General features: G+C 69.7%; 22 protein-coding genes. 10 read left to right on the top strand and 12 right to left on the bottom strand.

Annotation, left to right across the window (positions count from 1 at the left end):
* Window positions 1-86: 86 nt before the first annotated feature.
* Window positions 87-539, bottom strand: coding sequence for a hypothetical protein (locus tag KR541_RS18155; RefSeq protein WP_124630851.1), 453 nt, complete (start codon window positions 537-539; stop codon window positions 87-89).
* A 333-nt stretch (window positions 540-872) separates the two neighbouring features.
* Here KR541_RS18155 and KR541_RS18160 point away from each other — a divergent pair, with 333 nt between their 5' ends.
* Both KR541_RS18160 and KR541_RS18165 read left to right on the top strand, forming a co-directional pair.
* Window positions 873-1,520, top strand: a complete 648-nt coding sequence (locus KR541_RS18160) for a response regulator (RefSeq protein ID WP_050014388.1) — start codon at window positions 873-875, stop codon at window positions 1,518-1,520.
* Window positions 1,517-3,328: a sensor histidine kinase gene (locus KR541_RS18165; protein WP_050014386.1), complete on the top strand. Its 1,812-nt coding sequence runs from the start codon at window positions 1,517-1,519 to the stop codon at window positions 3,326-3,328. Before KR541_RS18160 ends, KR541_RS18165 begins: the two co-directional genes overlap by 4 nt.
* 161 nt (window positions 3,329-3,489) lie before the next feature.
* Here KR541_RS18165 and KR541_RS18170 read toward each other — a convergent pair whose 3' ends face one another.
* Together KR541_RS18170 and KR541_RS18175 are read right to left on the bottom strand one after the other, a co-directional pair.
* Window positions 3,490-4,800 (bottom strand): MFS transporter, encoded by a 1,311-nt coding sequence (locus KR541_RS18170; RefSeq protein WP_050014384.1) that lies wholly within the window; start codon window positions 4,798-4,800, stop codon window positions 3,490-3,492.
* A gap of 123 nt (window positions 4,801-4,923) precedes the next feature.
* On the bottom strand, window positions 4,924-5,949 hold the full coding sequence (locus tag KR541_RS18175; RefSeq protein ID WP_216089699.1) for an ABC transporter substrate-binding protein: 1,026 nt from the start codon (window positions 5,947-5,949) through the stop codon (window positions 4,924-4,926).
* 237 nt (window positions 5,950-6,186) lie between these two features.
* On the opposite strand from KR541_RS18175, the gene KR541_RS18180 reads away from it, so the two are divergent.
* Window positions 6,187-6,852 carry a response regulator transcription factor gene (locus tag KR541_RS18180; RefSeq protein ID WP_050014383.1) on the top strand — a complete coding sequence of 222 codons (666 nt, stop codon included), beginning with the start codon at window positions 6,187-6,189 and terminating at the stop codon, window positions 6,850-6,852.
* On the top strand, window positions 6,839-8,263 hold the full coding sequence (locus KR541_RS18185; protein ID WP_216089700.1) for a sensor histidine kinase: 1,425 nt from the start codon (window positions 6,839-6,841) through the stop codon (window positions 8,261-8,263). The genes KR541_RS18180 and KR541_RS18185 overlap by 14 nt, the downstream gene beginning before the upstream one ends.
* Window positions 8,264-8,319: 56 nt before the next feature.
* On the opposite strand, the gene KR541_RS18190 is transcribed toward KR541_RS18185, so the two are convergent.
* The 5 genes from KR541_RS18190 to KR541_RS18210 all read right to left on the bottom strand — a co-directional run bounded on the left by KR541_RS18190 (window position 8,320) and on the right by KR541_RS18210 (window position 13,529).
* Window positions 8,320-8,772 carry a hypothetical protein gene (locus KR541_RS18190; protein WP_050014379.1) on the bottom strand — a complete coding sequence of 151 codons (453 nt, stop codon included), beginning with the start codon at window positions 8,770-8,772 and terminating at the stop codon, window positions 8,320-8,322.
* Window positions 8,773-8,859: 87 nt separating this feature from the next.
* Window positions 8,860-9,624, bottom strand: a complete 765-nt coding sequence (locus tag KR541_RS18195; protein WP_050014377.1) for an ABC transporter ATP-binding protein — start codon at window positions 9,622-9,624, stop codon at window positions 8,860-8,862.
* Entirely contained in the window at window positions 9,621-10,478 is an 858-nt protein-coding gene (locus tag KR541_RS18200) for an ABC transporter ATP-binding protein (protein ID WP_050014376.1), read from the bottom strand. Before KR541_RS18200 ends, KR541_RS18195 begins: the two co-directional genes overlap by 4 nt.
* Window positions 10,479-10,489: 11 nt before the next feature.
* On the bottom strand, window positions 10,490-12,301 hold the full coding sequence (locus KR541_RS18205; protein WP_050014374.1) for an ABC transporter permease: 1,812 nt from the start codon (window positions 12,299-12,301) through the stop codon (window positions 10,490-10,492).
* Between the two features lie 34 nt (window positions 12,302-12,335).
* Window positions 12,336-13,529 carry an ABC transporter substrate-binding protein gene (locus KR541_RS18210; protein WP_050014373.1) on the bottom strand — a complete coding sequence of 398 codons (1,194 nt, stop codon included), beginning with the start codon at window positions 13,527-13,529 and terminating at the stop codon, window positions 12,336-12,338.
* A 355-nt stretch (window positions 13,530-13,884) separates the two neighbouring features.
* Here KR541_RS18210 and KR541_RS18215 point away from each other — a divergent pair, with 355 nt between their 5' ends.
* The 4 genes from KR541_RS18215 to KR541_RS18230 are packed head-to-tail and all read left to right on the top strand — an operon-like array spanning window position 13,885 to window position 17,472.
* The gene (locus KR541_RS18215) at window positions 13,885-14,898 is read left to right on the top strand and encodes a LysR family transcriptional regulator (RefSeq protein WP_089489705.1); all 1,014 of its coding nucleotides are present in this window, start codon (window positions 13,885-13,887) and stop codon (window positions 14,896-14,898) included.
* Window positions 14,895-16,355: an NAD(P)-binding domain-containing protein gene (locus KR541_RS18220; RefSeq protein WP_216089701.1), complete on the top strand. Its 1,461-nt coding sequence runs from the start codon at window positions 14,895-14,897 to the stop codon at window positions 16,353-16,355. Before KR541_RS18215 ends, KR541_RS18220 begins: the two co-directional genes overlap by 4 nt.
* Window positions 16,352-16,882, top strand: a complete 531-nt coding sequence (locus KR541_RS18225; protein WP_089489026.1) for a CMD domain-containing protein — start codon at window positions 16,352-16,354, stop codon at window positions 16,880-16,882. The genes KR541_RS18220 and KR541_RS18225 overlap by 4 nt, the downstream gene beginning before the upstream one ends.
* The gene (locus KR541_RS18230; protein ID WP_050014369.1) at window positions 16,879-17,472 is read left to right on the top strand and encodes a peroxidase-related enzyme; all 594 of its coding nucleotides are present in this window, start codon (window positions 16,879-16,881) and stop codon (window positions 17,470-17,472) included. Before KR541_RS18225 ends, KR541_RS18230 begins: the two co-directional genes overlap by 4 nt.
* A gap of 250 nt (window positions 17,473-17,722) precedes the next feature.
* On the opposite strand, the gene KR541_RS18235 is transcribed toward KR541_RS18230, so the two are convergent.
* From KR541_RS18235 to KR541_RS18250, 4 genes are all read right to left on the bottom strand, one after another.
* Window positions 17,723-20,485 carry an Hsp70 family protein gene (locus KR541_RS18235; protein WP_216089702.1) on the bottom strand — a complete coding sequence of 921 codons (2,763 nt, stop codon included), beginning with the start codon at window positions 20,483-20,485 and terminating at the stop codon, window positions 17,723-17,725.
* A gap of 5 nt (window positions 20,486-20,490) precedes the next feature.
* Window positions 20,491-22,332, bottom strand: a complete 1,842-nt coding sequence (locus tag KR541_RS18240) for an Hsp70 family protein (RefSeq protein ID WP_050014365.1) — start codon at window positions 22,330-22,332, stop codon at window positions 20,491-20,493.
* Window positions 22,329-22,919: a DUF2760 domain-containing protein gene (locus KR541_RS18245; protein WP_050014363.1), complete on the bottom strand. Its 591-nt coding sequence runs from the start codon at window positions 22,917-22,919 to the stop codon at window positions 22,329-22,331. Before KR541_RS18245 ends, KR541_RS18240 begins: the two co-directional genes overlap by 4 nt.
* Before the next feature lie 251 nt (window positions 22,920-23,170).
* On the bottom strand, window positions 23,171-23,611 hold the full coding sequence (locus tag KR541_RS18250) for an Rrf2 family transcriptional regulator (RefSeq protein ID WP_050014361.1): 441 nt from the start codon (window positions 23,609-23,611) through the stop codon (window positions 23,171-23,173).
* A 140-nt stretch (window positions 23,612-23,751) separates the two neighbouring features.
* Here KR541_RS18250 and KR541_RS18255 point away from each other — a divergent pair, with 140 nt between their 5' ends.
* Both KR541_RS18255 and KR541_RS18260 read left to right on the top strand, forming a co-directional pair.
* Window positions 23,752-24,666 (top strand): NAD(P)/FAD-dependent oxidoreductase, encoded by a 915-nt coding sequence (locus tag KR541_RS18255; RefSeq protein ID WP_216089703.1) that lies wholly within the window; start codon window positions 23,752-23,754, stop codon window positions 24,664-24,666.
* 126 nt (window positions 24,667-24,792) lie between these two features.
* On the top strand, window positions 24,793-25,752 hold the full coding sequence (locus tag KR541_RS18260; protein ID WP_089489024.1) for a LysR substrate-binding domain-containing protein: 960 nt from the start codon (window positions 24,793-24,795) through the stop codon (window positions 25,750-25,752).
* Window positions 25,753-25,859 lie beyond the last annotated feature (107 nt).

Below are 25,859 nucleotides of genomic sequence, written 5' to 3' on the forward strand. Positions count from 1 at the left end.
GCGCGAACAGCGGGCCGGGAGGGGCATTGGATACGTTCATCGCGACATGCGCACGCTCGCGCCGGCGTCGGAGGCTAGGGGGTGGGTCAATCGAACTCGTGTTGCCGCGCGTCGGCCTCGAGCGGTGCGTCGTGGTAGCCGACCGTCGCGATCTCGTGCAGGTAGCGCGCAAGAAACGCGCCGATCGAGCCGGCGGCCTCGTATTGATGCACGTGACGGAACTCGTGAGTCAGCAGCCGGCGCGTGTCCTGCCCGCGCAGCACGTACACCGCATGACCGAGCGTGAGGCCGATCGTCCCGGGCGACAGCAGCCCCGTGTCGCGGGCGATCGCGGCAAGCGTCGGCGTGTCCGGAAACGGCATGCGCTCGACCGTCATCACGCGAATCCGCTCCGGCTGCGCGACACCCACCGTGCGCGCGTCGTCGGCCTGCCCGAGGGTCAGCGGCGCGCCCTGCGCGAGTCCGCGCGCTGCCTCCGCTTCGGCCCAGGCAACGGCGGCAGGCAGGGCGGACGGCAGGATATCGGCCAGCTCGATCATTGCAGGACTCCTCGGTTCGCGCAGATGGCATCGGGCACCAGTTTAGTCCCGAATCGGAGCGGTTCGCGGGGCGAGCCGTCGATGCCGCGCCGGCCCGCGTCCGGTGCAACGATCATCCGGGAATACCCTGATTCGCGTGCGCTGCGCACGATACGCTTGCCGGGAAATTATTTCGTCGCAGTGCGCATTCCGCGATCAACCCCCTTGAAAATTTCTCGAACGAGTACCGTTTTCGGGTTCGGGGGCATATATTGGTCAGAAGAACGGCCGCGGCGACAACCGGACAGCCACGACGGCAACGCGCGGCGTCATCCCGAAGAGGACCGCTGGAAGATGATCAGGGTAATTCTGGCTGACGATCACGCAGTCATGCGGGACGGACTGCGTCACATTCTGGAGATGGCCGGCGGTTTCGAGATCGTCGGCGAGGCAAGCGACGGCTCGGGCACGCTCGCGCTGGCCGAACGCATGGCCGCCGACGTGCTGCTGCTCGACCTGTCGATGCCCGCGCCGACCGGCATCGAGCTGATCCGGCTGGTCAAGCGCCAGGCGCCGTCGCTGCGCACGCTGGTGTTGACGATGCACGCGGAAGCGCAGTACGCGGCGCGCGCGTTCAAGGCCGGCGCCACCGGCTACCTGACGAAGGACAGTGCGACCGCCGAACTCGTCGAGGCCGTCGGCAAGGTGGCGGCGGGCGGCGTCTACGTGAGCCCGTCCGCGGCGGAAAGCCTCGCGCACACGCTGCGCGCACCGGCTCAGGCGCTGCCGCACGAGCGACTGTCCGCGCGCGAGTTCGACGTGATGCGCCGCATCGTCGCCGGTCAGACCGTCACGCGGATCGCGTCCGAACTCGCACTGAGCGCGAAGACGGTCAGCACGTACAAGACGCGGATCCTCGAGAAGATGGGGCTGCCGCACGAAGCCGCACTGGTCCGCTACACGGTGCGCCACGATCTCGACCTCGGGGCCGACGACGCATGATGGCCGCCTTCCGCTTCCCGCCCGCACCGCCGTCGCCGTCGCCGTCGTCGGACAACGACGATCCGGACACGTCGCGCCTGTTCATGTCGTCGCTGCCGCCGGGCCGGCGCGAACGGCGGCTCGCGCTCGCGACGGTACTCGTGTCGGCCGTGATCTTCGCCGCGCTCGCGCCGTTCGCGGCGATGCCGCTCGCGCCCGGCTGGGCGTTCATTCCCGTTTACCAGTCGGCGATCGTCGTCAACGACATGGTGACGGCCGGCCTGCTGCTCGGTCAGTACGCGATCCTGCGCGAGAAGCCGCTGCTCGTGCTGGCGGGCGGCTACCTGTTCACGGCGTTCATGGCCGGCACGCACATGCTGACCTTCCCCGGGCTGTTCGCGCGGACCGGCCTGCTCGGCGCCGGCGAACAGACCACCGCATGGCTGTACCTGTTCTGGCATGGCGGCTTTCCGCTGTCGGTCGCCGCGTACGCGCTGCTGCGCGCGACGTCGCGCGGGCATCCGGCCCCGAGCCCGGCCCCGCAGCGCCGCGCGGCGATTCCGGTCGGCCTCTGCATCGCCGCCGCGATCGGCGCGACGGTCGCGCTCGCGCTGCTCGCGACCGCCGGCCACGACCTGCTGCCGCGCATCATGAGCGGCAACCGGATGACCGCGACGATGACGAAAGCGATCACGGTCGTCTGGGGGTTGAATCTCGTCGCGCTGATGCTGATGTGGCGGCAGCGGCGCCGCCATTCGGTGCTCGACCTGTGGGTGATGACGGTGCTCGTCGCGTGGCTGTTCGACATCGCGCTGTCGTCGATGCTGAACCACGGGCGCTTCGATCTCGGCTTCTACGCCGGGCGCGCGTACGGCCTCGTCGCGTCGGGTGTCGTGCTGTTCGCGATGCTGTTCGAGAACGGCCGGCTGCACGCGCAGACGGTGCGCGCGCTGGCCGGCGCACGCTTCCAGCATCTGCTCGTCGTGCAGAAAAGCGCGCAGCTGAACGACGCGAACGAACGGCTCGAACAACGCGTCGCCGCGCGCACCGCGCAGCTGAGCGCGTCGAACCGCGACCTGCGACGCGAAGTCGAGGAGCGCGTGCGCGCGGAGCGGGCGTTGCAGGCGTCGCGCGAGGAGCTGCGCGAGATCGCCGCGATCAGCGCCAGCGCGCGCGAAGCCGAGCAGCGCCGCATCGCGCGCGAACTGCACGATGAACTCGCGCAGTCGCTCGCGGCGCTGAAGAACGATCTCGAATGGCTGATCGACCGCGTGCCGCAGGACGACGCATCGCTCGCACGCAAGATCGCGGCGATGCATGCGCTCGCGCGCGGCGCGGTGGCCGCGACGCGCCGCATCGCGTCGGACCTGCGCCCGCTGATGCTGGACGATCTCGGCTTCGCGGCGGCGATGCAATGGCTCGTGGAGGATTTCCGGCACCGCCATGGGATCGCCTGTTCGCTGCACGTCGAGCCGCCCGAACTGCAACTCGACGAACCGTATGCGACGGCCGTGTTCCGCATCGCGCAGGAAGCGCTCGCGAACGTCGCCCGGCACGCGGCCGCGTCGCACGCGGACGTCGAGCTCGTGTGCGGCAGCGAAGCGATCGCGCTGACGATACGCGACGACGGCGCGGGCTTCGATCCCGCGGTGCCGCGCAAGTCGGCTTCGTTCGGGCTGGTGGGGTTGCGCGAGCGTGCGTATCTGGTCGGCGGCACGCTGCGGATCGCGACGACGCTCGGCGAAGGCACGACGGTCGAGGTCGAGATTCCGCGGGTGCCGGCGCCCGTGGCGCTCGCGCATGGCGGGCACGGGGTTTCGCGGGGCTAGACGGGCGGCGGGAGACGCCGGACAACGATGGCTTGGTCGACTGCCTTCGTCGAGCGCGCCGCTTTCAGCATGCGCTCGAGTACTTGCCGTCGAACCGGCATGCGTCGTCCTGTTTCAGGATCATCGAAAACCGGCCGACGCTGCGATAGCGCCGCACGCCATCACGCCCGCGCCGCGACCATCCCCCGCTCCGAGCGCGTCCACGCGACCAGCGCACCGACGCCGAGCAACGCGAGGCACACGATCGGCACGATCATCGGCCCGAACGCGGTGCCCGTCACCTTGCCCGCGAACGGCATCAGGTTCTGGCTGAAGAAGCCGCCGAGGTTGCCGATCGAGTTGATCGCGGCGACGCTCGCGGCCGCCCGCGCGCCGGTGAAGTAACGCGGCGGCATCGACCAGAAGCACGGATACAGCAGCGGGATGCACGCGCCGCCCAGCACGAGCGCGATGAAGCGCAGCGGCGTCGACGGCAGCACGAGGCTCAGCAGGAAGCCGAGCGCGCCGAGCGCCGCGACGATCGCGATCGTGCGGAGGATGCTCTTCGCGCGACGCAGCTTCGCCGGCAGCCACACCAGCAGCACCACCGCGAGCGCCCACGGCAGCATGCTCAGGAAGCCATTCGTGGTGCTCGACACGCCGAACGATTTCACGAGCGTCGGCAGCCAGTACGTGACGCCGTACAGCGACGTCGACATCAGCATGTAGGTCGCCGCGAACAGCATCACGCGCGGATCGAGCAGCGCCTTCCACGGCTGACCGTGCTCGGCCTGCGCCGGCTTCTCGCGCTCCAGCGCGGCCGCGACGATCTGCTTCTCGCGCGCGTCGAGGAACGGCGCTTCTCGGAACGACGCGGGCAGCACGCGAAACACGACGATCGCGACGACCACGGCCGGAATGCCCGTCGCGACGAACACCCACTGCCAGCCCGCGAGCCCCCACACGCCGTTCAGGCTCAGCAGCACGCCGCCGACCAGCGAGCCGAGCATGTTCGCGAGCGCGCTGCCGAGCGTGAAGATGCCGAGCACCTTCGCGCGGTAGCTCTGCGGAAACCACAGCGTCAGGTAATAGATCACGCCCGGATAGAAGCCGGCCTCGGCGATGCCAAGCAGGAAGCGCAGCGAGCAGAACGCGGGCATCGACGTCGTGAAGCCCATCAGCACCGTGATGAGCCCCCACGTCAGCATGATCCGCGCGAGCCACACGCGCGCGCCGTAACGATGCAGCGCAAGGGTGCTCGGCACCTCGAACAGCAGGTAGCCGATGAAGAACAGCGACGACGCGAGCCCGAACGCGGCTTCCGTCATCCCGAGGCTGTGCACCATCTGCAGTTTCGCGAAACCGACGTTCTGCCGGTCGATGAACGCGATCAGGAACATCACGACGAGGATGGGCAGCAGGCGCCGCGCCATCTTCGACATGATGCGCTGTTCTTCGGCGGACGCGGGGTCCAGGGTGTCGGTAGCGTTCACTTCAGGCTCCTTGGGTGAATCGGTTGCATATCGGTTGCTTGTCGGTTGAATCGGCGCCGCGCTTGATGAACGCGCGGGCGTCACGTGGTTCGATAAACGGACTCGGATCGCGGCCCGCGTGGCTCAACCCGACCGGTAGTCGTCGAGCATCGGCGCGAACATCTCGTGCCACGCGCGCGGCTTCGCCTTGATCGTGCCGGCGAGGTACAGGAATTCGACGTAGTCCATCAGCTGGTTCGGCAACACCGAGAAGCGCGTGTCGGGCGCGGCGAGCATCCGCATCACGTCGTCGTGCGACACGCCGACGCCCGACGACGACGCATAGAGCGCGGCCGCCGCGCGCGGGTCCTGAGCGATCATTCGATTCGCCTCGTCGAGCGCGCCCAGAAACGCGGCGGCGAGCGCCGGCTCCGCATCGACGAGCCGCTTCGGCGCGAACACGACGTCGAGCGTCAGCGGGCCGAGCACGTCGACCGAATTCACCACGCGATGGATGCGCGGCTGCCGCAATTCGAGCGTCGAGAACGGCGGCGACGTGAAGTGCGCGGTCACGCCGCTCTCGCGGCGGATCAGCGCCTGCATCGCCTGCGGATGCGGCAGGTTCACGGTGATCGAATCGAGTTGCGCGAAATGCGTCGGGCCGAGCTGCCGGCTCGCGACCATCTGCAGCACGACCGCCGACAGCGACGTGCGGATGCCCGGCACCGCGATCCGGTCGGACGGCGTGAAGTCGCGCAGCGACACGAGGCCCGCGCGGTTCGCGTTCAGCGACAGCGACGTGGTCGACAGCCCGCTGACGCCGATCACCTCGACGTTCGGAATGCCGCGCGCCCGCGCCCACAGCTCGATGAAACCCGGCGCGCCGGCGGCCGCGAAATCGAGCGTGCCGGCCATCATCGCGTCGTTGACGGAATTGCCGCCGTCGAGCAGCACCCATTCGACCGCGACGTCGCGCACGCCGCGGCGCGCCGCATGCCGCTCGAACAGCCGCTGCTTCTCCATCACGAGCAGCGGCAGGTACAGCACGCCATAGCCTTTCGAGATCCGCACGGTGCGCGGCTTCGCGCGCACCCGCGCCGGCGCCCCGAGCACGCCCAGCACGCCGAGGCCGGCTGCGATCAACGCGCGGCGGCGCGGCGACGTCGTCATGCGCGCGCCGCCGTGCAGCGGACGGCCTGCGGCCACGCGCAGGCCGGCGTGGCGCCGCGGCGCGCGTTCGTCGTGCCCGTGACATGCTGCATGTTGCCGTCTCCATGAATATTTCTGGTATTAATGCCGTCCTTGCATCCTGCTTCCGGCTCGACACAGGTTATCGGCCGAGTCTGAGAAAATGCTGACATCCCGGCCCCGGGAAAACCCCTAACCCACCTACCTTCAAACGGCACCATGCGCATTCTCGTCGTGGAGGACGATGCCGAAATCGGCGCGGCGATCCGCAGCCGTCTGGCCCGGCTCGGCCACGCCGTCGATCTCGAAACCGACGGCGCGACCGCGAACGGGCTGCTGCGCGTCGAGCGCTTCGATCTCGTCGTGCTCGATGCGAACCTGCCCGGCATGGACGGCTTCACGGTACTGCGCAACCTGCGCGCGACGGGCAGCACGACGCCCGTGCTGCTCGTCACCGCGCGCTCGGCGATCGACGACCGCGTGAGCGGCCTCGGCCTCGGCGCCGACGACTACCTCGTGAAGCCGTTCGACTACCGCGAACTCGACGCACGCGTGCAGGCGCTCCTGCGCCGCAACAGCGGCCATGCGAACGACGTGCTGACGCTCGGCGGCCTCGTGATCGACCGCAGCAGCCGTCTCGCGGAACTCGACGGCCAGCCGCTGTCGCTGTCGCGCCAGGAATTCGCGCTGCTCGAAATCCTCGCGAGTCGCCCGCAACGCATCTTCTCGAAGGAAGAACTGCTGAACCAGTTGTTCAGCTTCGGCAACGAGCCGACCGCGAACGCGGTCGAGCAATACGTGACGCGCGTGCGCAAGAAGCTGCAGGGCAGCTCGGTCGAGATCCGCACCGCACGCGGGATGGGGTATCAGATTGCCGCGCATTGACTGGTTCCCGAAGACGCTGTTCGGGCGCACGCTGCTGTTCATCGCGCTCGTCGTCGCGACCGGCGCGCTCGCGCTCGCGGCGATCGCGCGCTACTACGCGGGCGTCGCGGCCGAACGCGCGTACGACCAATTGCTCGCCGGCGCATCGATCCAGGTCGCCGAAAACCTCTACGTGCAAGGCGGCGTGCTCGCGCTGAATCCGCCGGTGGCCGCGCTGTCGACGCTGTCGCGCTACGACCTCGTCTACTACAAGGTGGTCGATTCGCGCGGCGTGGTCGTGGCTGGGTACCACGATCTCGCGAGCCCCGCGACGCTCGCCGCCGCGAAGCAGGGCCCCGCGTTCGCGAACGCCGTCTACCAGGGGCATCGGGTGCGCACCGCGACGATCGCGCGCTTCATGCCCGAGGAAAGCACGCCGGGCTGGGCGCTCGTGACGGTTGCGCAGACAACCAACGCGCGCCAGCAGCTGACGAACGACATGAGCATCAAGGTATGGACGCTGATCCTGCTGATGAGCGTACTCGCGATCGGCGCGAGCGGCCTCGCGATCCGGCGTGGCCTGCGCCCGCTCGCGCAGATCGGCACGATCATCGCCGCGCGCGACCCGGCCGACCTGCGGCCGGTGGCCGTCGATACGCCGAGCGAGATCGACGCGATCATCGGGTCGATCAATGGCCTGATGCACCGCCTTGCCGAGCGGATCAACGCGATGCAGCGCTTCATCGCCGACGCCGCGCACCAGATGCGCACGCCGCTCGCGCGGCTCGACGCGCAGATCGAGCTGCTCGACGGCGAATCGGATCCCGCGCGTCACGCGGCGCGGCTCGATGCGTTGCGTGCGACTTCTTCGGACGTCGGCCGGCTCACCGGCCAGTTGCTCAATCATGCGATGGTGATTCATCGCACCGAGGCCGTGCCACTGCAACCGGTCGAACTCGTCACGCTCGCGAAAGAGGTCCTGGGCCGCACGATTCCGCTCGCCGGCGAACGCGACGTGGCCGTTGCGTTCGCGAGCGACGCGCCGCACGCATGGATCGACGGCGATGCGATCAGTCTTCAGGAAGCGCTGTCGAACGTGCTGCACAACGCGCTGCTGCACGGCCACGCGGACGACATCGTCGTGTCGGTCGCGACCGCCGGCAATGCGGAGGGCACGGTGACGCTGACCGTCACCGACAACGGGCGCGGGATACCGCGCGAGCACTGGGACGCGGCGTTGCAGCCGTTCGTGCGAATCGCGCCGGACGGCAGCGAGCGGCGTACCGGGTCCGGCCTCGGGCTCGCGATCGTGCAGGAAGTGATGAAGGCGCACGGCGGGCGCGTGGGGTTTGCGTTTCCCGATGCGGGCGGGTTCGCGGTGGTGCTGACGTTTCCGCGCGCGGCGGCGACGCACGCCGCGAGCGACGATTAGGCAACCGCGAATCCGGCGCACGCACGTTCGATCGAACGCCACCGGGCGACACGCGTTCAGTCGTCGCTGTCCCGATCCGCGTCGTCGGCGTTGCGCTGCGCGTGTCGCGCAACCAATTGGTCCAGCTCGTCATACTGGCGCTCGCAGAACAACCGGCACAACGCATCGACATCGACGCGCTTTCTCACGTCGATCGTGTCGACGTGCTGCTCCAGCTTGCCCTTGCCGATGCCGAAGAGCCCCTTCTTCATCCGCATGGACACCGCATTCAACTGGAAGCCGTCCGAATGCGCATCCGTCAACGCGGTCACCCACAGCTCGCGCTGATCGTCGGCATGCTGCAGCACGAGCGCCGGCAGCGGGCCGTCCTGCGTCTCGTTCCATTCGACGTGCTGAGCAGCCCAAGGGAACGCATCGAACGCATGAACGAACGACGCGTAGTCGGTCGCGCCCTGCTGATCGAGCTGGTTGAAATCGTAGCCGACTTTCTGGATGGAATAGGTCAACATGGCGCGGTGCTCTCCGTGGTGTCGATCGCGACAGAACGCCAATCTACTCCACATTTCGCGGCGCCTGGCAGCGCCTGCTTGCGCCGCCTACGCCGCCACCGCCTCCCCACCGAGATACGCATCGCGCACGCGCTCATCGTCGAGCAGCGTTTTCGCGGGCCCTTCGAGCACGACGCGCCCCGTCTGCAGCACATACCCGTAATGCGCGATCTCCAGCGCGAGGCTCGCGTTCTGCTCGACCATGAACACCGTCACGCCTTGCTTGTTGATCGCGTCGATCAGCTCCAGCACCTTGTCGACGTACAGCGGCGACAGCCCCATCGTCGGCTCGTCCATGCAGATCAGTTTCGGCCGCGCCATCAGCGCACGCGCCATCGCGAGCATCTGCTGCTCGCCGCCCGACAGCGTGCCCGCGCGCTGAGCGAGCCGTTCGCGCACCCGCGGAAACAAATCGAGCACACGCGCGTAGTCGTCGGCCACAGCCGCACGATCGCCGCGCGTGTAAGCGCCCATCAGCAGGTTCTCGCGCACGCTCATGTCGCCGAACAGCCGCCGCGCTTCCGGCACGGCCGCGATCCCGCGCCGCACGCGCTGCGGCGTCGCGAGCGCGGTCACGTCGTCGCCGTCGAAACGCACGACGCCGCGACGCGGACGCATCAGCCCGAGGATCAGCTTCATCGTCGTCGACTTGCCGCTCGCGTTGCCGCCGAGCAGGCTGACGATCTGCCCGCGGCCGACTTCGAAATTCACGTCGAAATGCACCTGCACGGGCCCGTAGAACGTGTCGAGGTGTTCGAGTTTCAGCAGCGCGTCGGTCATGGTCGTATCGGGTCCGGAAGATTGCAAGCTCATGCGGCCGCCTGCGCGGCGCGCTCGGCCGGCGTGCCGCCCGCATGGCGGCGGCCGAGATAAGCCTCGATCACGCGCGGATCGTGCCGCACGTCGCGCGGCGCGCCTTCGGCGATCTTCACGCCGTTGTCGAGCACCATCACGCGATCGGACACGCGCATCACGAGTTCGAGCTTGTGCTCGATCAGCAGGATCGTCAGCCCGCGCGCCTTCAGCGACTGGATCAGTTGCAGCATCTCGGCCGTTTCCGTCTCGTTCATCCCGGCCGTCGGCTCGTCGAGCAGCAGCAGGCGCGGATGCAGCGCAAGCGCGCGGCCGATCTCCACACGCCGCCGGTTCGCATACGACAGGCTGTGCGCCGGATGATCGATGCGCGGCGTGAGCCGTTCGCCGAAGCCGGCGACGATCGCGCGCGCTTCTTCGCGCAACGCGGCCTCTTCGCGGCGTACCGACGCGGGCCGCACGAGCGCGCGCCACACCTCGGCGGCCGCGCCGAGCGCCGGCCAGCCGGGCCGCGCCGCGCGCAGCCGCGCATGCGCGCCGATCAGCACGTTGTCGAGCACGCTCAGGTTGCCGAACACGCGGCCGTGCTGGAACGTGCGCGCGATGCCGAGCGCCGCGAGCCGCTCGGGCGCCGTGCCCGTGATGTCGCGGCCGTCGAACGTCACGCGGCCGGCATCGGGCCGGTCGGCGCCCGCGATCAGGTTGAACAGCGTCGACTTGCCCGCACCGTTCGGGCCGATCACGCTCAGCAGCTCGCCGTCGGCGAGCGTCAGGCTCGCGCCGTCGAGCGCGGTCACGCCGTCGAAGCGGCGCGTCAGGCCCTGCACGTCGAGCAGGGGTCGGGTGGTCGTCATCGCATTCCTCCTCACACCGTGCCGAGCAGGCCCTGCGGCCGGAACCGGACGAGCAGCAGCAGCACGAGGCCGTAGATCAGCATCCGGTAGTCAGCCGCCCAGCGGAACAGCTCGGGCAGCCCGATCAGCGCGATCGCGCCGACGATGCCGCCGAGCACGTTGCCGAGCCCGCCCAGGATCACCATCGTCAGCGCGAGGATCGACACCTGCGAATCGAAGGTCTGGTGATTGATGTAGCTGTACAGATGCGCGGCGATGCCGCCGCTCACGCCCGCCGCGACGCCGCCGACCGCGAACGCGATCGCCTTGTAGCGGTTCGGCGCGATGCCGTGCGCACGCGCGGCGACGTCGTCCTCGCGCACCGCGCGTAGCGTGCGGCCCAGATGCGAACGCAGCAGCCGCACCTGTACGAGCGCGAACACGACGAGCACCGCGAACGTGAACCAGTACGCGGCGCGCGCGGTCGTCGCCCACGGCAGCGGCGCGATGCCGGTGATGCCGAGCGGGCCGCGCGTCAGGCTGTCCCAGTTCAGGATCACGAGACTCACCACTTCGCCGATCCCGAGCGTCGCGATCGACACGTAGTGCCCGCGCAAGCGGAACGCCGGATAGACGAGCAGCGTGCCGAACACGGCGGTGATCGCGCCCGCGCACGGAATCGTCACGGCCGGCGACCAGCCGAGATCCGACGACAGCAGCGCCGACGCATACGCGCCGATCACGAGCAGCGCGGCGTGGCCGAGCGAGATCTGCCCGACCGTACCCGCGACGAGCGTGAGACTCAGCGCGAGCAGCCCGTACAGCCACGCGTTGGTCAGCGTCTGCAGCACGTAAGGCGATGCCCCGAGCCACGGCAGCACGGCCGCCGCCGCGATCAGCGCGACGAGCACCGGGCGCGGCACGCGCACGGCTTTCGCGGCAGCGAGGAAGGTGCCCGTCATCGGCTCCGGCGGCAGCGCACGGTTCGCACTGAACAAGCCGTTCGGCCGCCACACGAGGAAGACGATCAGCAGTCCGAACGCGAACAGGTCGCGATAGCTGGTGCCGAACAGCGCGACGCCGTAGCTTTCGACGAGACCGAGCAGCAGGCTGCCCGCGATCGCACCCGGCACGTTGCCGAGCCCGCCGATCAGCAGCGCGACGACGCCCTTCAGCGTCGCCTGGAAGCCCATCGCCGGATCGATGCTGTTGTAGTACATGCCGACCAGCAGCCCGCTCACGCCACCGAGCGCGCACGCGATCGCGAACACGGTCTGGTTCACGCGATCGACGTCGACGCCCATCTGCAACGCGGCGTCGCGATCCTGCGCGGTCGCGCGCACGGCCCAGCCGAGCCGCGTGAAGCGCAGGAAGCCGTACAGCAGCGCGGCCGCCGCGATGCCGATGCCCGCGATCAGCAGGTCGAGCGAGCCGAGCGTCGCGCCGGCGATCCGCACGTGCCAGTCGGGCAGCGGCGTCGGCACCGCGCGCGGGTCCGCGCCGAACGCGAGCTGCGCGAGCTGATCGAGGATGAAGCTGATGCCGATCGTCGCGAGCAGCGGCGCGATGCGCGCGGCGTGGCGCAGCGGCCGCAACCCGATCCGCTCGATCGCGATGCCGAGCGCGCCGCACCCGACCACGACCGCCGCAAGCGCAACCGGCAGCGGCAGCCCGAAGCGCGTCAGGCACAGCCAGCCGATGAACGCGCCGACCATGTACACCGAGCCGTGCGCGAAGTTGATCAGGTGCGACACGCCGAAGATCAGCGCGAGCCCGACCGCGAGCAGCGCGTAGATGTTGCCGACGATGAGGCCGTTGAGCGTGTAGTCGAGCCAGGAAGCCATCAGGATGCGTCCGTCATGTGCGTGCGGTTCGGGTTCAGCGCGCCGCGAGCTGCGGCTTCGCGCCGTCCCACAGCGCCCACTGCCCCTGCTTCACGACCAGATACACGGTGCGCGCGCCGGCGACGCGGCGCGTCTGCGGATCGAAGCGCACCTTGCCGAAGATCACGCTCGGCACGTCGCTGATCTTCGCGAAGCCGTCGTGCGCGGCCTGGCGCGTCGTGCCGTAGCGGCGCAGCACTTCCGCCGACAGGATCAGCGCGTCGTACGCGCGCGCGACGAACGAATCGGGATCGGCGTGGAATTTCGCGCGATAGCGCTGCACGAACGCCTGCACCTCGGGGCGCGGTTCGGCCGGGAAGAAGTTCGATTCCGTATAGACGCCTTCGACGGCCGTACCGCCCAGTTCGAGGAACTTCGGCGAATACACGGAGCCCACCGCCGCGATCGGCAGCGCGACGCCCGACGTGCGCGCCTGGCGCACGATCTGCGCGCCGTCCGCGTAGTACGAGATCAGCACGATCGAATCCGGCTTCGATTCGCCGATGCGCACGAGCGTCGAGCGGAAATCCTTCTCCGCCGGCTGGTAGCCTTCGGCCGCGACGACCTGTGCGCCGAACCCCGTCACCGCCTTCGCGAAGATGTCCTTGCTGGTGCGGCCCCAGTCCGTGTTCAGGTACAGCACCGCGATCCGCTTGAAGCCGAGTTCCCTCACCGCATAGCGCGCGAGCAGCGGCTGTTCCTCCGCCTGGCTCAGCGCGGTGCTCCACAGATAGTCGCCGCCTTTCGTGAAATCCGGATGCGAATTCGTGAAGCCGAACTGGATCAGTTGCCCGCGCTGGTAGATCGGCGACGCGGCCATCGACGTCGCGCTCGAGAAGTCGCCGAGCTCGATCGCGATGCGCGGATCGGCGACGAACTTCTGCGCGATCGCCACCGCCTGGCGCGGGTCGCTGCGACTGTCCTGGAAGTCGATCGCGAGCGGCCGGCCGTGAATGCCGCCGCTGCCGTTGATCTCGTCGAGCGCGAGATCGAAGCCACGCTTCCACTGCTCGCCGTATTGCGCGTCCTGGCCCGTGAGCGGCCCGCTCGCGCCGATCACCACCGGCTCGCCCGACACGCCGGCCGCGAGCGCACCGCCTGTCGACAAGCCCCATGCGGCGGCGAGCGCCGCCACCGTGCCCAGCACGCGCCACCATGCGCCGCGCGCGTCGTTCCCCGAAACGTTCATGCGTCCCCCTGCTTCAGTCAATCGAAAAGAGTGAGGGCATGTAACCATCGGGTTCAGGACGATCCAACGAAGTTTTGCGCATATCGATATCGCACGCGGCGCGAAGCGGATGACGCTCATGATCGCTCCAGGCTACCCGCTGCCTCGATCGACATGCCGGCATGCGTCGCATCGCGTTGATTCGATTGGCCTTTCGTTTTTGTCACCCCGCGCAACCGGCGCGCATGCGCGCATGGCCGGCCGCCGCGACGATCGCGCGCTTCGCAGTTTTCCCGCTGTCGATAGCAAAAATCATTATATGAATCGCGCATGCTTGCACTCCTACAATGCGCAAATCGCATCATCGGAACGCGTCATGGAGTTGCATCAACTCGAAGCCTTTTCCGCGGTCATGTCGGCCGGCAGCGTCACCGGCGCGGGCGAACTGCTCGGCCGCTCGCAGCCGGCCGTCACGCGGCAGATCCAGGAACTCGAAGCCGATCTCGGCTACGCGCTGTTCGACCGGCACGGCCCGCGCGTCACGCCGACGCGGCGCGCGTTCCTGCTGTACGAGGAAGTCGAACGCTCGCTGGTCGGCCTGCGCGCGATCGAGGCGCGGGCCCGCGCGCTCGGCGACGACACCGCCGAACCCGTGCGCATCGCGGCCACGCCGTCGCTCGCGGCCACGCTCGTGCCGACCGCGCTCGCCGCGCTGCCCGACGATACGCATGCGCCGCACTACCAGTTGCGCAGCGAATCGGCCGAGCATGTGGTGCACGAGGTGCTGGCCGGCACGGCCGATGTCGGCGTCGTCACGCTGCCGATGGCGCATGCCGGGCTCGACGTGCACTGGATCGCGCAGACGCCGTGCGTCGCCGTGCTGCCGGCCGGCGATCCGCTCGCGGCGAAACCTCGCATTGCGCTGCGCGACCTCGCGCGGCGCCGCATCGTGACGGTCGCGAACCGGCATCGGCTGCGCCAGCGGATCGACGCGGCGTTCGCGGCCGCGCGTGTCGAGGCGCGCGTGTTCATCGAAACCAATGCGTCGCTGAATGCGGTGATGGCCGCGCGCGCGGGCATCGGGATCGGCATCGTCGATCCGGCCACCGGCGTCGCGCTGCCGGTGGACGGGGTCGTCGCACGCCCGCTCGACGTCGACATCCCGTTCGCGTTCGGCGTCGCGACGCCGACCGGCAAGGCGCGCACGGCGGCCGTCGATGCGCTGCTCGACGCGCTGCGCCGCACGACGCGCACGCTGCTCGACGACGTGATTTTTCACGACGCCGCCGCGCACGATGCGCTGCTGCGCGGCGACCGGCTGCGCACCGAACGCACGGCGCGCCCGCCTCGCCCGACACGAACCCGCCGCGCGCGCTCGGAGGCCGCATGACGACGCCGCTCGACGCACTCGAAGCACGGCTCGCGCAGGACCTGCGCTGGCTCGACCTGCCCGCGCCGTCGTGGGTGCCGCCACGTGACGTGGACGGCGCGCGCGTGCTCGACGTCGCGATCGTCGGCGGCGGGATGGCCGGGCTCGCGGCATCCGCCGAACTGCGCCTGCTCGGCATCGACAACCAGTGCGTGATCGATCGCGCGCCGGCCGGCTACGAAGGCCCGTGGGTCACGTTCGCGCGGATGGAAACGCTGCGTTCGCCGAAGCAGCTTGCGGGCCCCGCGCTCGGCCTGCCCGCGCTGACGTTCCGCGCGTGGTTCGAAACGCAATACGGCCGCGACGCGTGGGATGCACTGTACAAGATTCCGCGCCCGCAATGGATGGAGTACCTGCGCTGGTATCGGCGCGTGCTCGACCTGCAGGTGCGCAACGACACGACGCTCGTCGCGCTGCGCCCGCGCGACGACGGCCTGCTCGCGCTCGATATCCGCGCAAACGGCGGAAGAGACACGCTGCTCGCGCGGCACGTCGTGCTCGCGACCGGCCGCGACGGCCTCGGCGGCCCGTACGTGCCGCCCGTCGCGCAACGCGCGCCGCGCACGCGCTGGGCCCACTCGTCCGAGCCGATCGATTTCGCCGCGCTCGCGGGCAAGCGCGTCGGCGTGGTCGGCGCGGGCGCGTCCGCGTTCGACAACGCGGGCACCGCGCTCGAAGCGGGCGCCGCACGCGTCGACCTGTTCTTCCGCCGCGCGGACATTCCACGCATCAACAAGCTGACCGGCATCGGCAGCCCGGGCCTCGTGCACGGCTACGCCGACCTCGACGACGCGACGAAATGGCGCTTCATGCACTACGCGCTGACGTCGCAGACGCCGCCGCCGCGCGACAGCGTGCTGCGCGTGTCGCGTCACGATCATGCGCATTTCCATGCGGGCAGCCCGATCGAGACGCTCGCCGACCACGCGGACGGCCTCGACGTGACGACGCCGCGCGGCCGCTACACGGTCGACTTCCTGATCTTCGCGACGGGCTTTCATTCGGACTGGACGACGCGCGACGAATTCGCGTCGTTCGGCGCGCACGTGCGGCGCTGGAAGGATCGCTATCGGCCGGAACCGGCGCGATGGCTCGACGAGCTCGCCGAGTCGCCCGATCTCGGCCCAGCGTTCGCGTTCCAGGAGCGCGAGCGCGGTGCGTGCCCGGCCGTCACGCGCATCCATTGCTTCAATCATGCGGCGAGCCTGAGCCACGGCAAGCTGTCCGGCGACATTCCGGCCATCAGCGCAGGCGCGCAGCGGCTCGCGCGCGGCATTGCGAGCCGGCTGTTCGATGCCGATCGCGACCGCCACTACGACGCGCTCGTCGCGTACGCGAATGCCGAACTGCAAGGCGACGAATGGCGCGACGCCGACGCCATCGGTCACTTTGACGACGAAGGAAAACCGAAACGATGACTGACTCCCTCACGCCGGCCGCCGTGCCGGATACGATCGATGCGGCAGCCGGCCTGCGCGAAGGCGACGCCGTCGCCGCGCTGCGCCGCGCACGCGGCAAGGTGCTGTTGCATACGCAACTGAGCGAAGCCGCACTGTTCGATCCCCCCCTGCCCGATCTTTCGCCGGTCGAGCGGCTGCATGCGGCACGCTATGTCGCGCGACAGTCGAACGCACACGCGCTGACCGACATCTATCGCACGCGACTGCTCGACGCAGGCGGCACGCTCGACGATATCGAACGAGCCGATGCCGATGCGTTCGACGCGCTGCCTCGCCGCCTCGGCGCGATCCTGTTGCACGCGAAGCGCCTGACGCACGCGCCGGTCGACGCACGCGCGGCCGATCTCGCCGCGTTGAAATCGGCCGGACTTACGACATCCGCGATCGTCGCGTTGTCGCAGCTCATCGCGTTCGTCGCGTATCAGTTGCGCGTGGCCGCCGCCGCGCGGGCACTTCAAGCGCGCGCCGCCAAGGAGGCCGCATGACGACTACGGCCCACGGCTTCACGTTCGACACGCTCGGCTGGCGCGCATGGCTCGACACGGTATCGCTCGACGCGGCGACACCCGATCAGCTCGCGGTGCTCGACGCGAGCCACCCGCAAGCGAAAACATCCGACTATTACCTGCTGCTCGTCCATCTGCCCGAGATCCTGCTGCAGCGCTCGGGCGTGTTCAACGCGATCATGTACGGCCCCGGCGGGCTGTCGCGCGCCGAGCGCGAACTGGCGAGCACGGCGGTGTCGCGCGTGAACGGTTGCGTGTACTGCGCGTCGGTGCATGCGCAGCGCTTCACGCAGCTCGCGAAACGCACCGATGCGATCGAGCAGGTGTTCGACGATCCGGCGACGGCCGGCACGACGGCGCGCGAACGCGCGATCGTCCGCTATGCGATTGCATTGACCGAACGGCCCGACGCGATCGATGACAGCGATATCGCCGCGCTCGAGGCCGAAGGGCTCACGCATGAGGAGATTCTCGACCTGTCGCACGCGATCGCGATCTTCGCGTGGGCGAACCGGCTGATGCTGACGCTTGGTGAGCCGGTGTTTCCGGAATCGGCGGCGGGCGCCTGACCGCACGCAGGAACGTGGCGCGGCCGTGCCGCGTCACGCCTTGTGCGTCGACAACAAAATGCTCGTCTCGGTGTTGGCGATTCCCGTTCGGTAACCGCGCGCGATGGCGCAGAAACCGGATCAGCGGAAAAGCGTCGCGAAGGGGTGTCGCATGCCTGAATGAAACCGGCTTCGACGTCGTGCGATGGGCGGCGCGACCGAGACCGGACGCTTCGATCCGCGAACGAGATCGACGCATCCCGCACTGCTCTCAATCACCCAGCAGCTTCAATCCGGCCGGCAGCGTTTCGCCGAACACGCGCACCGTATCGGCTTCGTCGAACGCGATCGCTTCACGGACCATGTCGATCCACGCCGCCGACACGTTGGCGGCCGACAGGCGCTTGATGACGGCCTCGCGCGTGTCGTCCGGCAAATCGCGCGAGCGGTCGCCCGTCATCCGCGCGATCTGTGCGGCCGCGAACGCAGCCGGTTCGACCTGCTTCCAGTCGAGCGCGAACAGCGCATCGAGCCAGCCGTTGACGATTTCCGCCGGCACGACGCTATGCGCGCTGCCATAGAACGGCCGCCTTGCACCGATCCGCCCGAGCGCCCACGCGCACAACGCGCGATCGGCCGGCTTCTGCAATTGCGCGATCAGGCGCTCGGCCAGCTCGACCTTGCGCGCGACGGGCAGCCGTTCGAGCGACGCGGACAATCGCGTCATGTCGGCCGGCCCGACCTTGGCCGGATCGAACGGCAACTTGCGCCGCTTGTCGTCGGACGGCTCGAGGAACGCGATCGCGTCGCGCACCTGCGTCTGCGCATCGTCGTCGAGGCCGCCGGCCACGCGCCGCCACAGCGTCCACCACTCGGACCACACCTGTGCATCGGTCACATACTGAATGCCGTCGTCGAAGAGCGGCCACAGCTGCTCGATGCGCCATGCGTCGAGCGGATGGCCGAAACCCGGACGCAGGCAATACCCGGCGAGATTCAGCCACGCGCGCTCGTGATCGGCCGAGCGCCGCCGCCGCCGCACCCGCGCGAGCAATGCGTCGAACAGTTCGCGCGCGAGCGCGACATCCCAGTCTTCGCGCGCGCCGAGCACCTGTTCGAGTTGCGCGCGCAACCGACGCGTGTCCTTCGGCGTGACGCCCGCGGCCTTGCTGCCGAACGAACGCTCGATCAGCTCGAGCGCCTGGTCGAGCCGCGGATGCCGCGCGAGCGCCGCATCGTCGCCTTGCACCGGCGCATCGCCGCGCAACTGGAATTCGAGCCGCCAGCGGCGCGCCGCGTCGCCCGTCGCGATGCAATGCATTTCGAGCGTGCCGACCTCGGTCAGCGACGCGGTGAGCTTCACCGGCGTTTCGCGCGCGTCGCCGCCCGCCTTCGCATCGACGACCGTCGCGATCGGCGGCAGCCGCACGAAATCGCCGCCGTCGAGATCGACGAGATCGCCGGGTTGATACTTCGTGTCGGCCACCGTCGACACGAGGTGGAAACGCACCGGCTGCCCGAGCTGCAGCGCGAACGTGCGATCGTCGAGGCGGATCTCGCGGCCCTCTTCCGCGCCGCGCGGCAGCAGGCAGACGCCGCGGGCGGCTGCGTCGCCTTCGCCATCGTCGAGCACGAGGAAATAGCTGCGCGCGGAGCCGCCGCCGATGCGCGGCGCATGCCCGGCGCGCGCAAGCCCGTAGGCCACCGCGCCGCGCGCGACGGCCACATCGGGATGCGCGTTGTGCAGCACGTCGAGCGGTGCGCCGCGCCACGCACCGAGCGTCTGCGCGAGACGGCCGGCAAGCGCGCCCGCGCGGAACACGCCGCCGTTGAGCAGCAGCGTGTCCGGCAGCGGGCCTTCCGCATGACGGTTCAGGAACGCGGCGACGTGGCGCGTGACGGCCGCGTCGCTCGCATACGGCAAGCCGAATTCGACGATCGCCGCGCGCGCACGGCGCGGCAATTCGCCGGCCTCGACCTGCGGAAAGAACCCGTCGACGACGATCTGCTCGACTTCCTGCCGCGTCAGCTCCGCCGAACGCGCACCGCCGACGAGCTTGCTGCCCGCGCCGAGCAGCGTGACGGTGACGGACGCCGGCGCGTCGTCACCGAGCAGCCGCTCCTTCGCCGCGCGGCAGCGCTCGACGAGTTGCGACAGGCTCGCGGCCGACAGCCGCGTACCGGGCTCGGTCAGCCGCGACTCGACCAGGCGCGCGAGCGCGAGGTCCATGTTGTCGCCGCCAAGCATCAGGTGGTTGCCGACGCCGACGCGCGTGAAGGTGGGTTGGCCGTCGTCACCCGGCGCGACGTCGACGAGCGTGAGGTCGGTCGTGCCGCCGCCGACGTCGCAGATCAGCACGCGCCGCGGCGCGGCGAACGTCTCGCGCAACGTGTCGCGCTGGCCGTACAGCCAGTCGTAGAACGCGGCCTGCGGTTCTTCGAGCAAGCGCAGCGCCGGCAGCTTCGCGCGCCGCGCGGCCTCGACGGTCAACGCACGCGCGCCGTCGTCGAACGACGCGGGCACCGTCAGGATCACGTCCTGCTGCGCGAGCGGCTCATCGGGAAAACGCGCGTTCCACGCGTCGCGCACATGCGCGAGATAGCTCGCGCTCGCATCAACCGGCGACACCTTGTCGACGCCATCGGCCGCGCCCCACGGCAGGATCGCCGCGAGCCGGTCGACCGCGGCGTGCGACAGCCAGCTCTTCGCGCTCGACACGAGCCGGCCCGGCACCTGCGCGCCGAGCGTGCGCGCGTAGCGGCCGATCACGGCCGGCGGCGAATCGGCCGCATTCGCGCTGGCCTTCGGATCAGCCTTCGAATTGGCCGCCCACGGCAGCCGCAGCGCGTCCGGCGGCAGCTCGCCCGCCGCCGGGTGATAGCGCACCGACGGCAGCAGCGGCTGCGCGGCCACCGCGCCCGGGCCGACCAGCTGCTCGACGTCGAACACGCGGATCGCGTCGGAACCGGCCTCGACGTACGCGACGACCGTATTGCTCGTGCCGAGGTCGATGCCGACCGTATAACGCTTCATCGCGCTCAGGCGGCGCCGCGCACGTCGAACTCGACCTTCCAGCGCTCGTTCGTGCCGCTCGGGATCGCCTCGAGTTCGAGCGTGCCGGCTTCGGTCACGCGCGCATGCAGCTTCACCGGCACGACTTCGCCGACGGTGCGCCCTTCGGCGGGCAGCGTCGCCTGGATTTCCTCCAGCTCCTGCAGCTCTTCCGCCGACCAGTAGTCGAGCAGCGTGCCGACCTGGTCCTGACGACGCACCGACGAACCGAAGAAGCGGAATTGCACCGGTTCGCCGACGACGAGACCGAATTCCTGCGGCGGCAGCGCCGCGTCCGTGCCCTCCTCCATCCCGAACGGCGCGACGCACAGCGCCTGCACCGGCGGCTCGAGCCCCGGCACCGCGGGCATCGCCGATTCGATCGCGACGTAGTACGCACGCGCCGTGCCGCCGCGAATGCGCACGCCCCGGCCGCGCTTCACGTAGCCGTAGTACGCCGCGCCGCGTGCGACCGCGAGATCGAGATCGGCGCCTTCGAGCAGGCGGGCGGGCGGCGCGCCTTCGGCGGCGAGCCAGCCGTTGAGCGTGTCGAGCACGCGCTGCGTGAGCAGCGTCGACTTGAACACGCCGCCGTTGAACAGCACGGCGGTCGGATGCAGGAACGTCGCGCCTTGCGGCAGCGTGCGCTGCACGCCTTCGAGCGTGTCGAGCGCCGCGACCTGGCGGCCGAGGAACGCCGCGAGATGGCGGGTGATGCCGGCGTCCTGCGCATACGGCAGGCCGAGCTGCGTCAGGCCGACACGCGCGCGGCTCACCGGGCGCGCGGCTGCATCGACCTGCGGGAAGAAACCTTCGAGGATCGTCTGCGTCAGTTCCGCGCGCGTCAGCTCGGTGCGGATCGAGCCGCCGATCAGCTTCGAGCCGCGGCTCGGCACGACGAGCGGCACCGCGTCGGTGGTCGGATCGGACAGCAGCGTTTCCTTGGCCGCGCGGCACGCGTAGGTCAGCGCGCGCAGTTGCCACGGATCGGCCTGCGTGCCCTGCTGCGCGAGCTTGCGTGCGACCACGTGCGCGAGCGCGAGGTCCATGTTGTCGCCGCCGAGCAGGATGTGCTCGCCGACGGCGACGCGATGCAGTTCGAGATTGCCGTCGCGCTCGACCACCGCGATCAGCGACAGATCGGTCGTGCCGCCGCCGACGTCGACGCACAGGATCAGGTCGCCGACCTGCACCTGCTTGCGCCAGCCACCTTCGCTTTTCTGGATCCAGCTGTAGAGCGCCGCTTGCGGCTCTTCGAGCAGCGTCATCCGCGTGTAGCCGGCGGCGCGCGCGGCCTCGGCCGTCAGTTCGCGCGCGGCCGGGTCGAACGACGCGGGGATCGTGACCGTCACGTCCTGGTCGGCGAACGGCGCGTCGGGATGCGCGTGGTCCCACGCTTCGCGCAGGTGCGTGAGATAGCGGATCGAGCTTTCCAGCGGCGACACGCGCGCCACTTCCGGCGGCGCATCGCTCGGCAGGATCGCCGCGCGGCGATCGACGCCCGGGTGGCACAGCCAGCTTTTCGCGCTCGACACGAGGCGGATCGGCGTGCCGGCGCCGCGCGTGCGCGCCATCTCGCCGACCGCGAACGCGCGCGAGGCCGTCCACGGCAGCGTCAGGTCGCCCTGCGTCAGTTCGCTTTCATGCGGCAGGTAGAGGAATGACGGCAGCAGGTCGCGCGATTCCAGCGCGCCCGGTGCGGTCAGCTGCGCGATCGGCAGCACCTGCTGCACGATCTTTTCGCCGTCGCTCGTGCTGCTGTCGACGTACGACAGCGCGCAGTGGGTCGTCCCGAGGTCGATACCGATCGAATAGCGCGGATCGCTCACAGTTCCACCTCCGCCGGTGCGACGACCGATGCGTCGTGGCTGCCCGTCAGCTTCGGCAGGCGCACGTCGGAAACACGCCAGCCGCGATGGCTGACGGTGCCCGTGAACGGCGCGGAGCCGACCACGTTGCCGGTCACGCGCACGGCCGTCGCGTCGAAGCCGGCCGGCAGCGTCACGCGGCTGCCTTCCGCTTCGTCGCGCACCGGCACGATCGTGAAGTGCTCGCGCAGCGCCGCGCGGCAGCCGTCGTGCACGAGGCGCGCGGCCGCGCCGATGTCGGCGTCCGCATAGCCGGCGATGTCTTCCTCGACGAAATCGATGAAGCGCGCATCGCGCTGCAGCAGGCCGAGCAGTTGCAGCGCGGCCTGCGGGCTCGCTTCGCGCAGCTCGGGGGCCGGCGCCTTCACCGGCGCGGGTGCGACGGGCGCGGCAGCGGGGGCCGGCGTCGGGACCGGCGCGACCGGCGCCGGGGCGCCGTCGCGCACGCGCAGCACGCCGGCCGCGAACTCGCGGTTGCCGAGCACGGAGAAGAACGTGCCGACGGCCAGCGACAGCCGGCCGAAAAAGGACAGGTTGGATTCGGGCATGGGGTCTGGACTCCTGTGGGCTCGCGGCAGGGCGAGCGTTTCTTGCCTGGGCGCCCGGCGGCGGCGTGCGGCATGCGCACTGCCGCCGCCGGGCGCGTGATTCGAACGCGCCCTCGCGGGTGCGGAAAACCCGTATTTTGCCCTGTGGCGGGCGAACCGGGCAGAAGTCGGGGGACAGAACATGGCGGCGCGGCGGTTTCGGCCGCGCCTGCGCGTGCGTGACGCGCGTACGGCGGCCGTGCTGCGCTGCGTCAGCGCGGCTTGCGCAGCCGCGCCGCCTTCGCTTCGAAATCGCGCGACAGCATGCCGAGCGTGACTTCGCCGAAGCGCGCGAGCAGCGACGCTTCAGCCTCCTTCAGCGCCGCCGACAGATGCGCGTTGACCGCCTGTTCGACCAGGCATTCGGGCGCGTCCTCGGACACCAGGTCGGAAAACAGCGGCGGCTCGCCCACCGCGCGATAGACGTCGAGCAGCGTGATGTCGTCGAGCGCGACGCTCAGCGCCCAGCCGCCGCCGTGCCCCTTCTCCGACTGCACGTAGCCGCAATCGCGCAACCCGCCGAGCAGGCGCCGCACGACGACCGGATTCGTGCCCAGCATCGTCGCGATCGTCTCCGACGTCAGCGGGCCGTCGGCCTGGTCCATGTGGATCAGCGCATGCAGCATGCGCGACAAACGGCTGTCGGTTCTCACGGGCGGGATTCCCCTCTCTCGAAACTTCTGAAGTTGCATGAATGATACCATCGCCCTATCATGCAACTTCTCGTGTTTCATGAGTTGGCCGCCAGCGAAGCACGTCTATCCGTCACACAGATTCAGAAAGGAGTGGATGCATGGATACCCATCATGAAGTGATCGTGATCGGCGGCAGCTTTGCCGGGCTGTCGGCCGCGATGCAACTGGCGCGCGCACGCCGCCGCGTGCTCGTGATCGACGCCGGCCGGCCGCGCAACCGCTTTGCCGAGCATGCGCACGGCTTCTTCGGGCAGGACGGCAAGCCGCCCGCGCGGATCGTCGCCGAAGCGAGCGCGCAGCTTGCCGCGTATCCGACCGTGCAGCGCATCGACGGCGAAGTACGTGCGGCCGAACGCGACGCGGATGAACGCTTTCACGTGACGCTCGCCGACGGCAGCCGCGCGAGCGCCGACCGGCTGATTCTCGCGACCGGCATCCGCGACGAACTGCCCGCGCTGCCGGGGCTCGCCGAACGCTGGGGCATCAGCGTGCTGCATTGTCCGTACTGTCATGGATACGAAGTGAGCGGCCAGCGGCTCGGCGTGCTCGCCACGCATCCGCTGTCGGTCCATCAGGCGATCCTGATTCCGGACTGGGGCCCGACGACGTGGTTCACGCAGCGCGTGGTCGAAGCGAACGAGGAGGAAGCCGCGTTGCTCGCCGCGCGCGGCGTGCGCATCGAACGCTCGCCGGTCGTCGAGATCGTCGGCGACGCGCCGCGTATCGACGCGCTGCGGCTCGCCGACGGGCAGGTCGTGCCGATCGACGCGTTGTTCATCGGCGCGCGCACCGACATGGCGAGCGACCTCGCGCAGCAGCTCGGCTGCGCGTTCGACGAAGGGCCGCTCGGCACCGCGATTCGCGTCGATGCGTGGAAGCAGACGAGCGTCGCCGGCGTGTATGCGGCCGGCGATGCGTCGAGCCTGATGACCAATGCGACGTTCGCATCGGCATCGGGCGTGGCGGCCGGCGTGGGCGTACATCGATCGCTGATTTTCGGGCTGGACGCGTAGGCGGGTGGACAGCGGGGGCGTCACGGTCGTCGATGTATCAGGCGAAGGAAGCGGGCGCCTTCCGGCCATCCTCACCGCAGCCACCCCGCGCCACGTCGATGGCTTCGCCGCGCGATCTGCGGTTTAATGCTCGATACCCTATGCATTAAGAGCCATGAAATGCTCGACCTCGACGACCTTCGACTCGTCCGCGCGATCGGCACGTCGCGCTCGCTGGCCGCGGCGGCCCGGCTGCTCGACCTCACGCCGCCCGCGGTCACGATTCGGCTGCAACGGATGGAGGCGCGCCTGAACGCGAGGCTCGCCGTGCGGCAGCCGAAAGGGATTGCGCTCACCGACGAAGGGCAGCGGCTGTACCAGGAAGCCGTCGGCATTCTCGAGCGCGTGGAGGCGCTGCCAGTCAGCATCGCGGGCGACCACGGCGACGTGCAGGGCACGCTGCGCGTCGTCGCCCCGCTCGGCTTCGGCCGCAAGTACGTCGCGCGGATCGTGCGCGACGTGCAGCGCGCGCATCCGAAGCTCGAAATCTCGCTCCATCTGTCGGAAAGCCCGTTGACCAGCGCATCGGGCGCCGACGTGGTCGTCCACGTCGGCGGCCTCAAGTCGTCTTCGTGGATCGGCTATCCGCTCGCGCCCAACGAGCGCTTCCTGTGCGCGAGCCCCGCGTATGCGCGCCGCCTCAAAGACCTGAACCATCCATCCGACCTGACGCGCTACGACTGCCTGTGCCTGCGCGAGAACGACGAAGACATCCCGCGCTGGCGCTTCTCGCCCGGCCGCGGCGTCAAGGGCGAATCGCGGCGGGCGACCGTCATCCGCGTGACCGGCGCGCTGTCGTCCAACGACGGCACCGTCATCACCGAATGGGCGCTGGCCGGGCTCGGCATCGTCGAACGCTCGGAGTGGGACGTCGCGCAGTTGCTCGCGAACGGCAAGCTCGTGCGGCTGCTGCCCGGCTGGAGCCTGCCGCCCGCGCCGGTGACGGCGCTGTTGCCGTCGCGGACCGGCCGCTCCGCGCGGCAGCGGGTGTTTCTCGACGCCGCGCGGCAGTTTCTCGATCCGCCGCCGTGGCGCGGCAAAGCGTGAGCCGGGGCCGCGCTCCGCGAGAGTCGGCCAATTAAACTTCCCTTAATGGCAGATTAGTTCCGCATTAAACACGCCGTGAGCCGACTGCCCTACAGTGTCCGCATCGG

The sequence above is a fragment of the Burkholderia sola genome (genome assembly GCF_905400185.1).
In the GTDB taxonomy this organism is placed as follows: Bacteria; Pseudomonadota; Gammaproteobacteria; order Burkholderiales; family Burkholderiaceae; genus Burkholderia; species Burkholderia sola.

Excerpts from the sequence above, each read along its gene's own strand:
- KR541_RS18155 (WP_124630851.1), bottom strand. The coding sequence starts at position 539 with ATGATCGAGCTGGCCGATATCCTGCCGTCCGCCCTGCCTGCCGCCGTT.
- KR541_RS18160 (WP_050014388.1), top strand. The coding sequence starts at position 873 with ATGATCAGGGTAATTCTGGCTGACGATCACGCAGTCATGCGGGACGGA.
- KR541_RS18165 (WP_050014386.1), top strand. The coding sequence starts at position 1,517 with ATGATGGCCGCCTTCCGCTTCCCGCCCGCACCGCCGTCGCCGTCGCCG.
- KR541_RS18175 (WP_216089699.1), bottom strand. The coding sequence starts at position 5,949 with ATGACGACGTCGCCGCGCCGCCGCGCGTTGATCGCAGCCGGCCTCGGC.
- KR541_RS18180 (WP_050014383.1), top strand. The coding sequence starts at position 6,187 with ATGCGCATTCTCGTCGTGGAGGACGATGCCGAAATCGGCGCGGCGATC.
- KR541_RS18190 (WP_050014379.1), bottom strand. The coding sequence starts at position 8,772 with ATGTTGACCTATTCCATCCAGAAAGTCGGCTACGATTTCAACCAGCTC.
- KR541_RS18195 (WP_050014377.1), bottom strand. The coding sequence starts at position 9,624 with ATGAGCTTGCAATCTTCCGGACCCGATACGACCATGACCGACGCGCTG.
- KR541_RS18200 (WP_050014376.1), bottom strand. The coding sequence starts at position 10,478 with ATGACGACCACCCGACCCCTGCTCGACGTGCAGGGCCTGACGCGCCGC.
- KR541_RS18205 (WP_050014374.1), bottom strand. The coding sequence starts at position 12,301 with ATGGCTTCCTGGCTCGACTACACGCTCAACGGCCTCATCGTCGGCAAC.
- KR541_RS18210 (WP_050014373.1), bottom strand. The coding sequence starts at position 13,529 with ATGAACGTTTCGGGGAACGACGCGCGCGGCGCATGGTGGCGCGTGCTG.
- KR541_RS18215 (WP_089489705.1), top strand. The coding sequence starts at position 13,885 with ATGGAGTTGCATCAACTCGAAGCCTTTTCCGCGGTCATGTCGGCCGGC.
- KR541_RS18220 (WP_216089701.1), top strand. The coding sequence starts at position 14,895 with ATGACGACGCCGCTCGACGCACTCGAAGCACGGCTCGCGCAGGACCTG.
- KR541_RS18225 (WP_089489026.1), top strand. The coding sequence starts at position 16,352 with ATGACTGACTCCCTCACGCCGGCCGCCGTGCCGGATACGATCGATGCG.
- KR541_RS18230 (WP_050014369.1), top strand. The coding sequence starts at position 16,879 with ATGACGACTACGGCCCACGGCTTCACGTTCGACACGCTCGGCTGGCGC.
- KR541_RS18235 (WP_216089702.1), bottom strand. The coding sequence starts at position 20,485 with ATGAAGCGTTATACGGTCGGCATCGACCTCGGCACGAGCAATACGGTC.
- KR541_RS18245 (WP_050014363.1), bottom strand. The coding sequence starts at position 22,919 with ATGCCCGAATCCAACCTGTCCTTTTTCGGCCGGCTGTCGCTGGCCGTC.
- KR541_RS18255 (WP_216089703.1), top strand. The coding sequence starts at position 23,752 with ATGGATACCCATCATGAAGTGATCGTGATCGGCGGCAGCTTTGCCGGG.
- KR541_RS18260 (WP_089489024.1), top strand. The coding sequence starts at position 24,793 with ATGCTCGATACCCTATGCATTAAGAGCCATGAAATGCTCGACCTCGAC.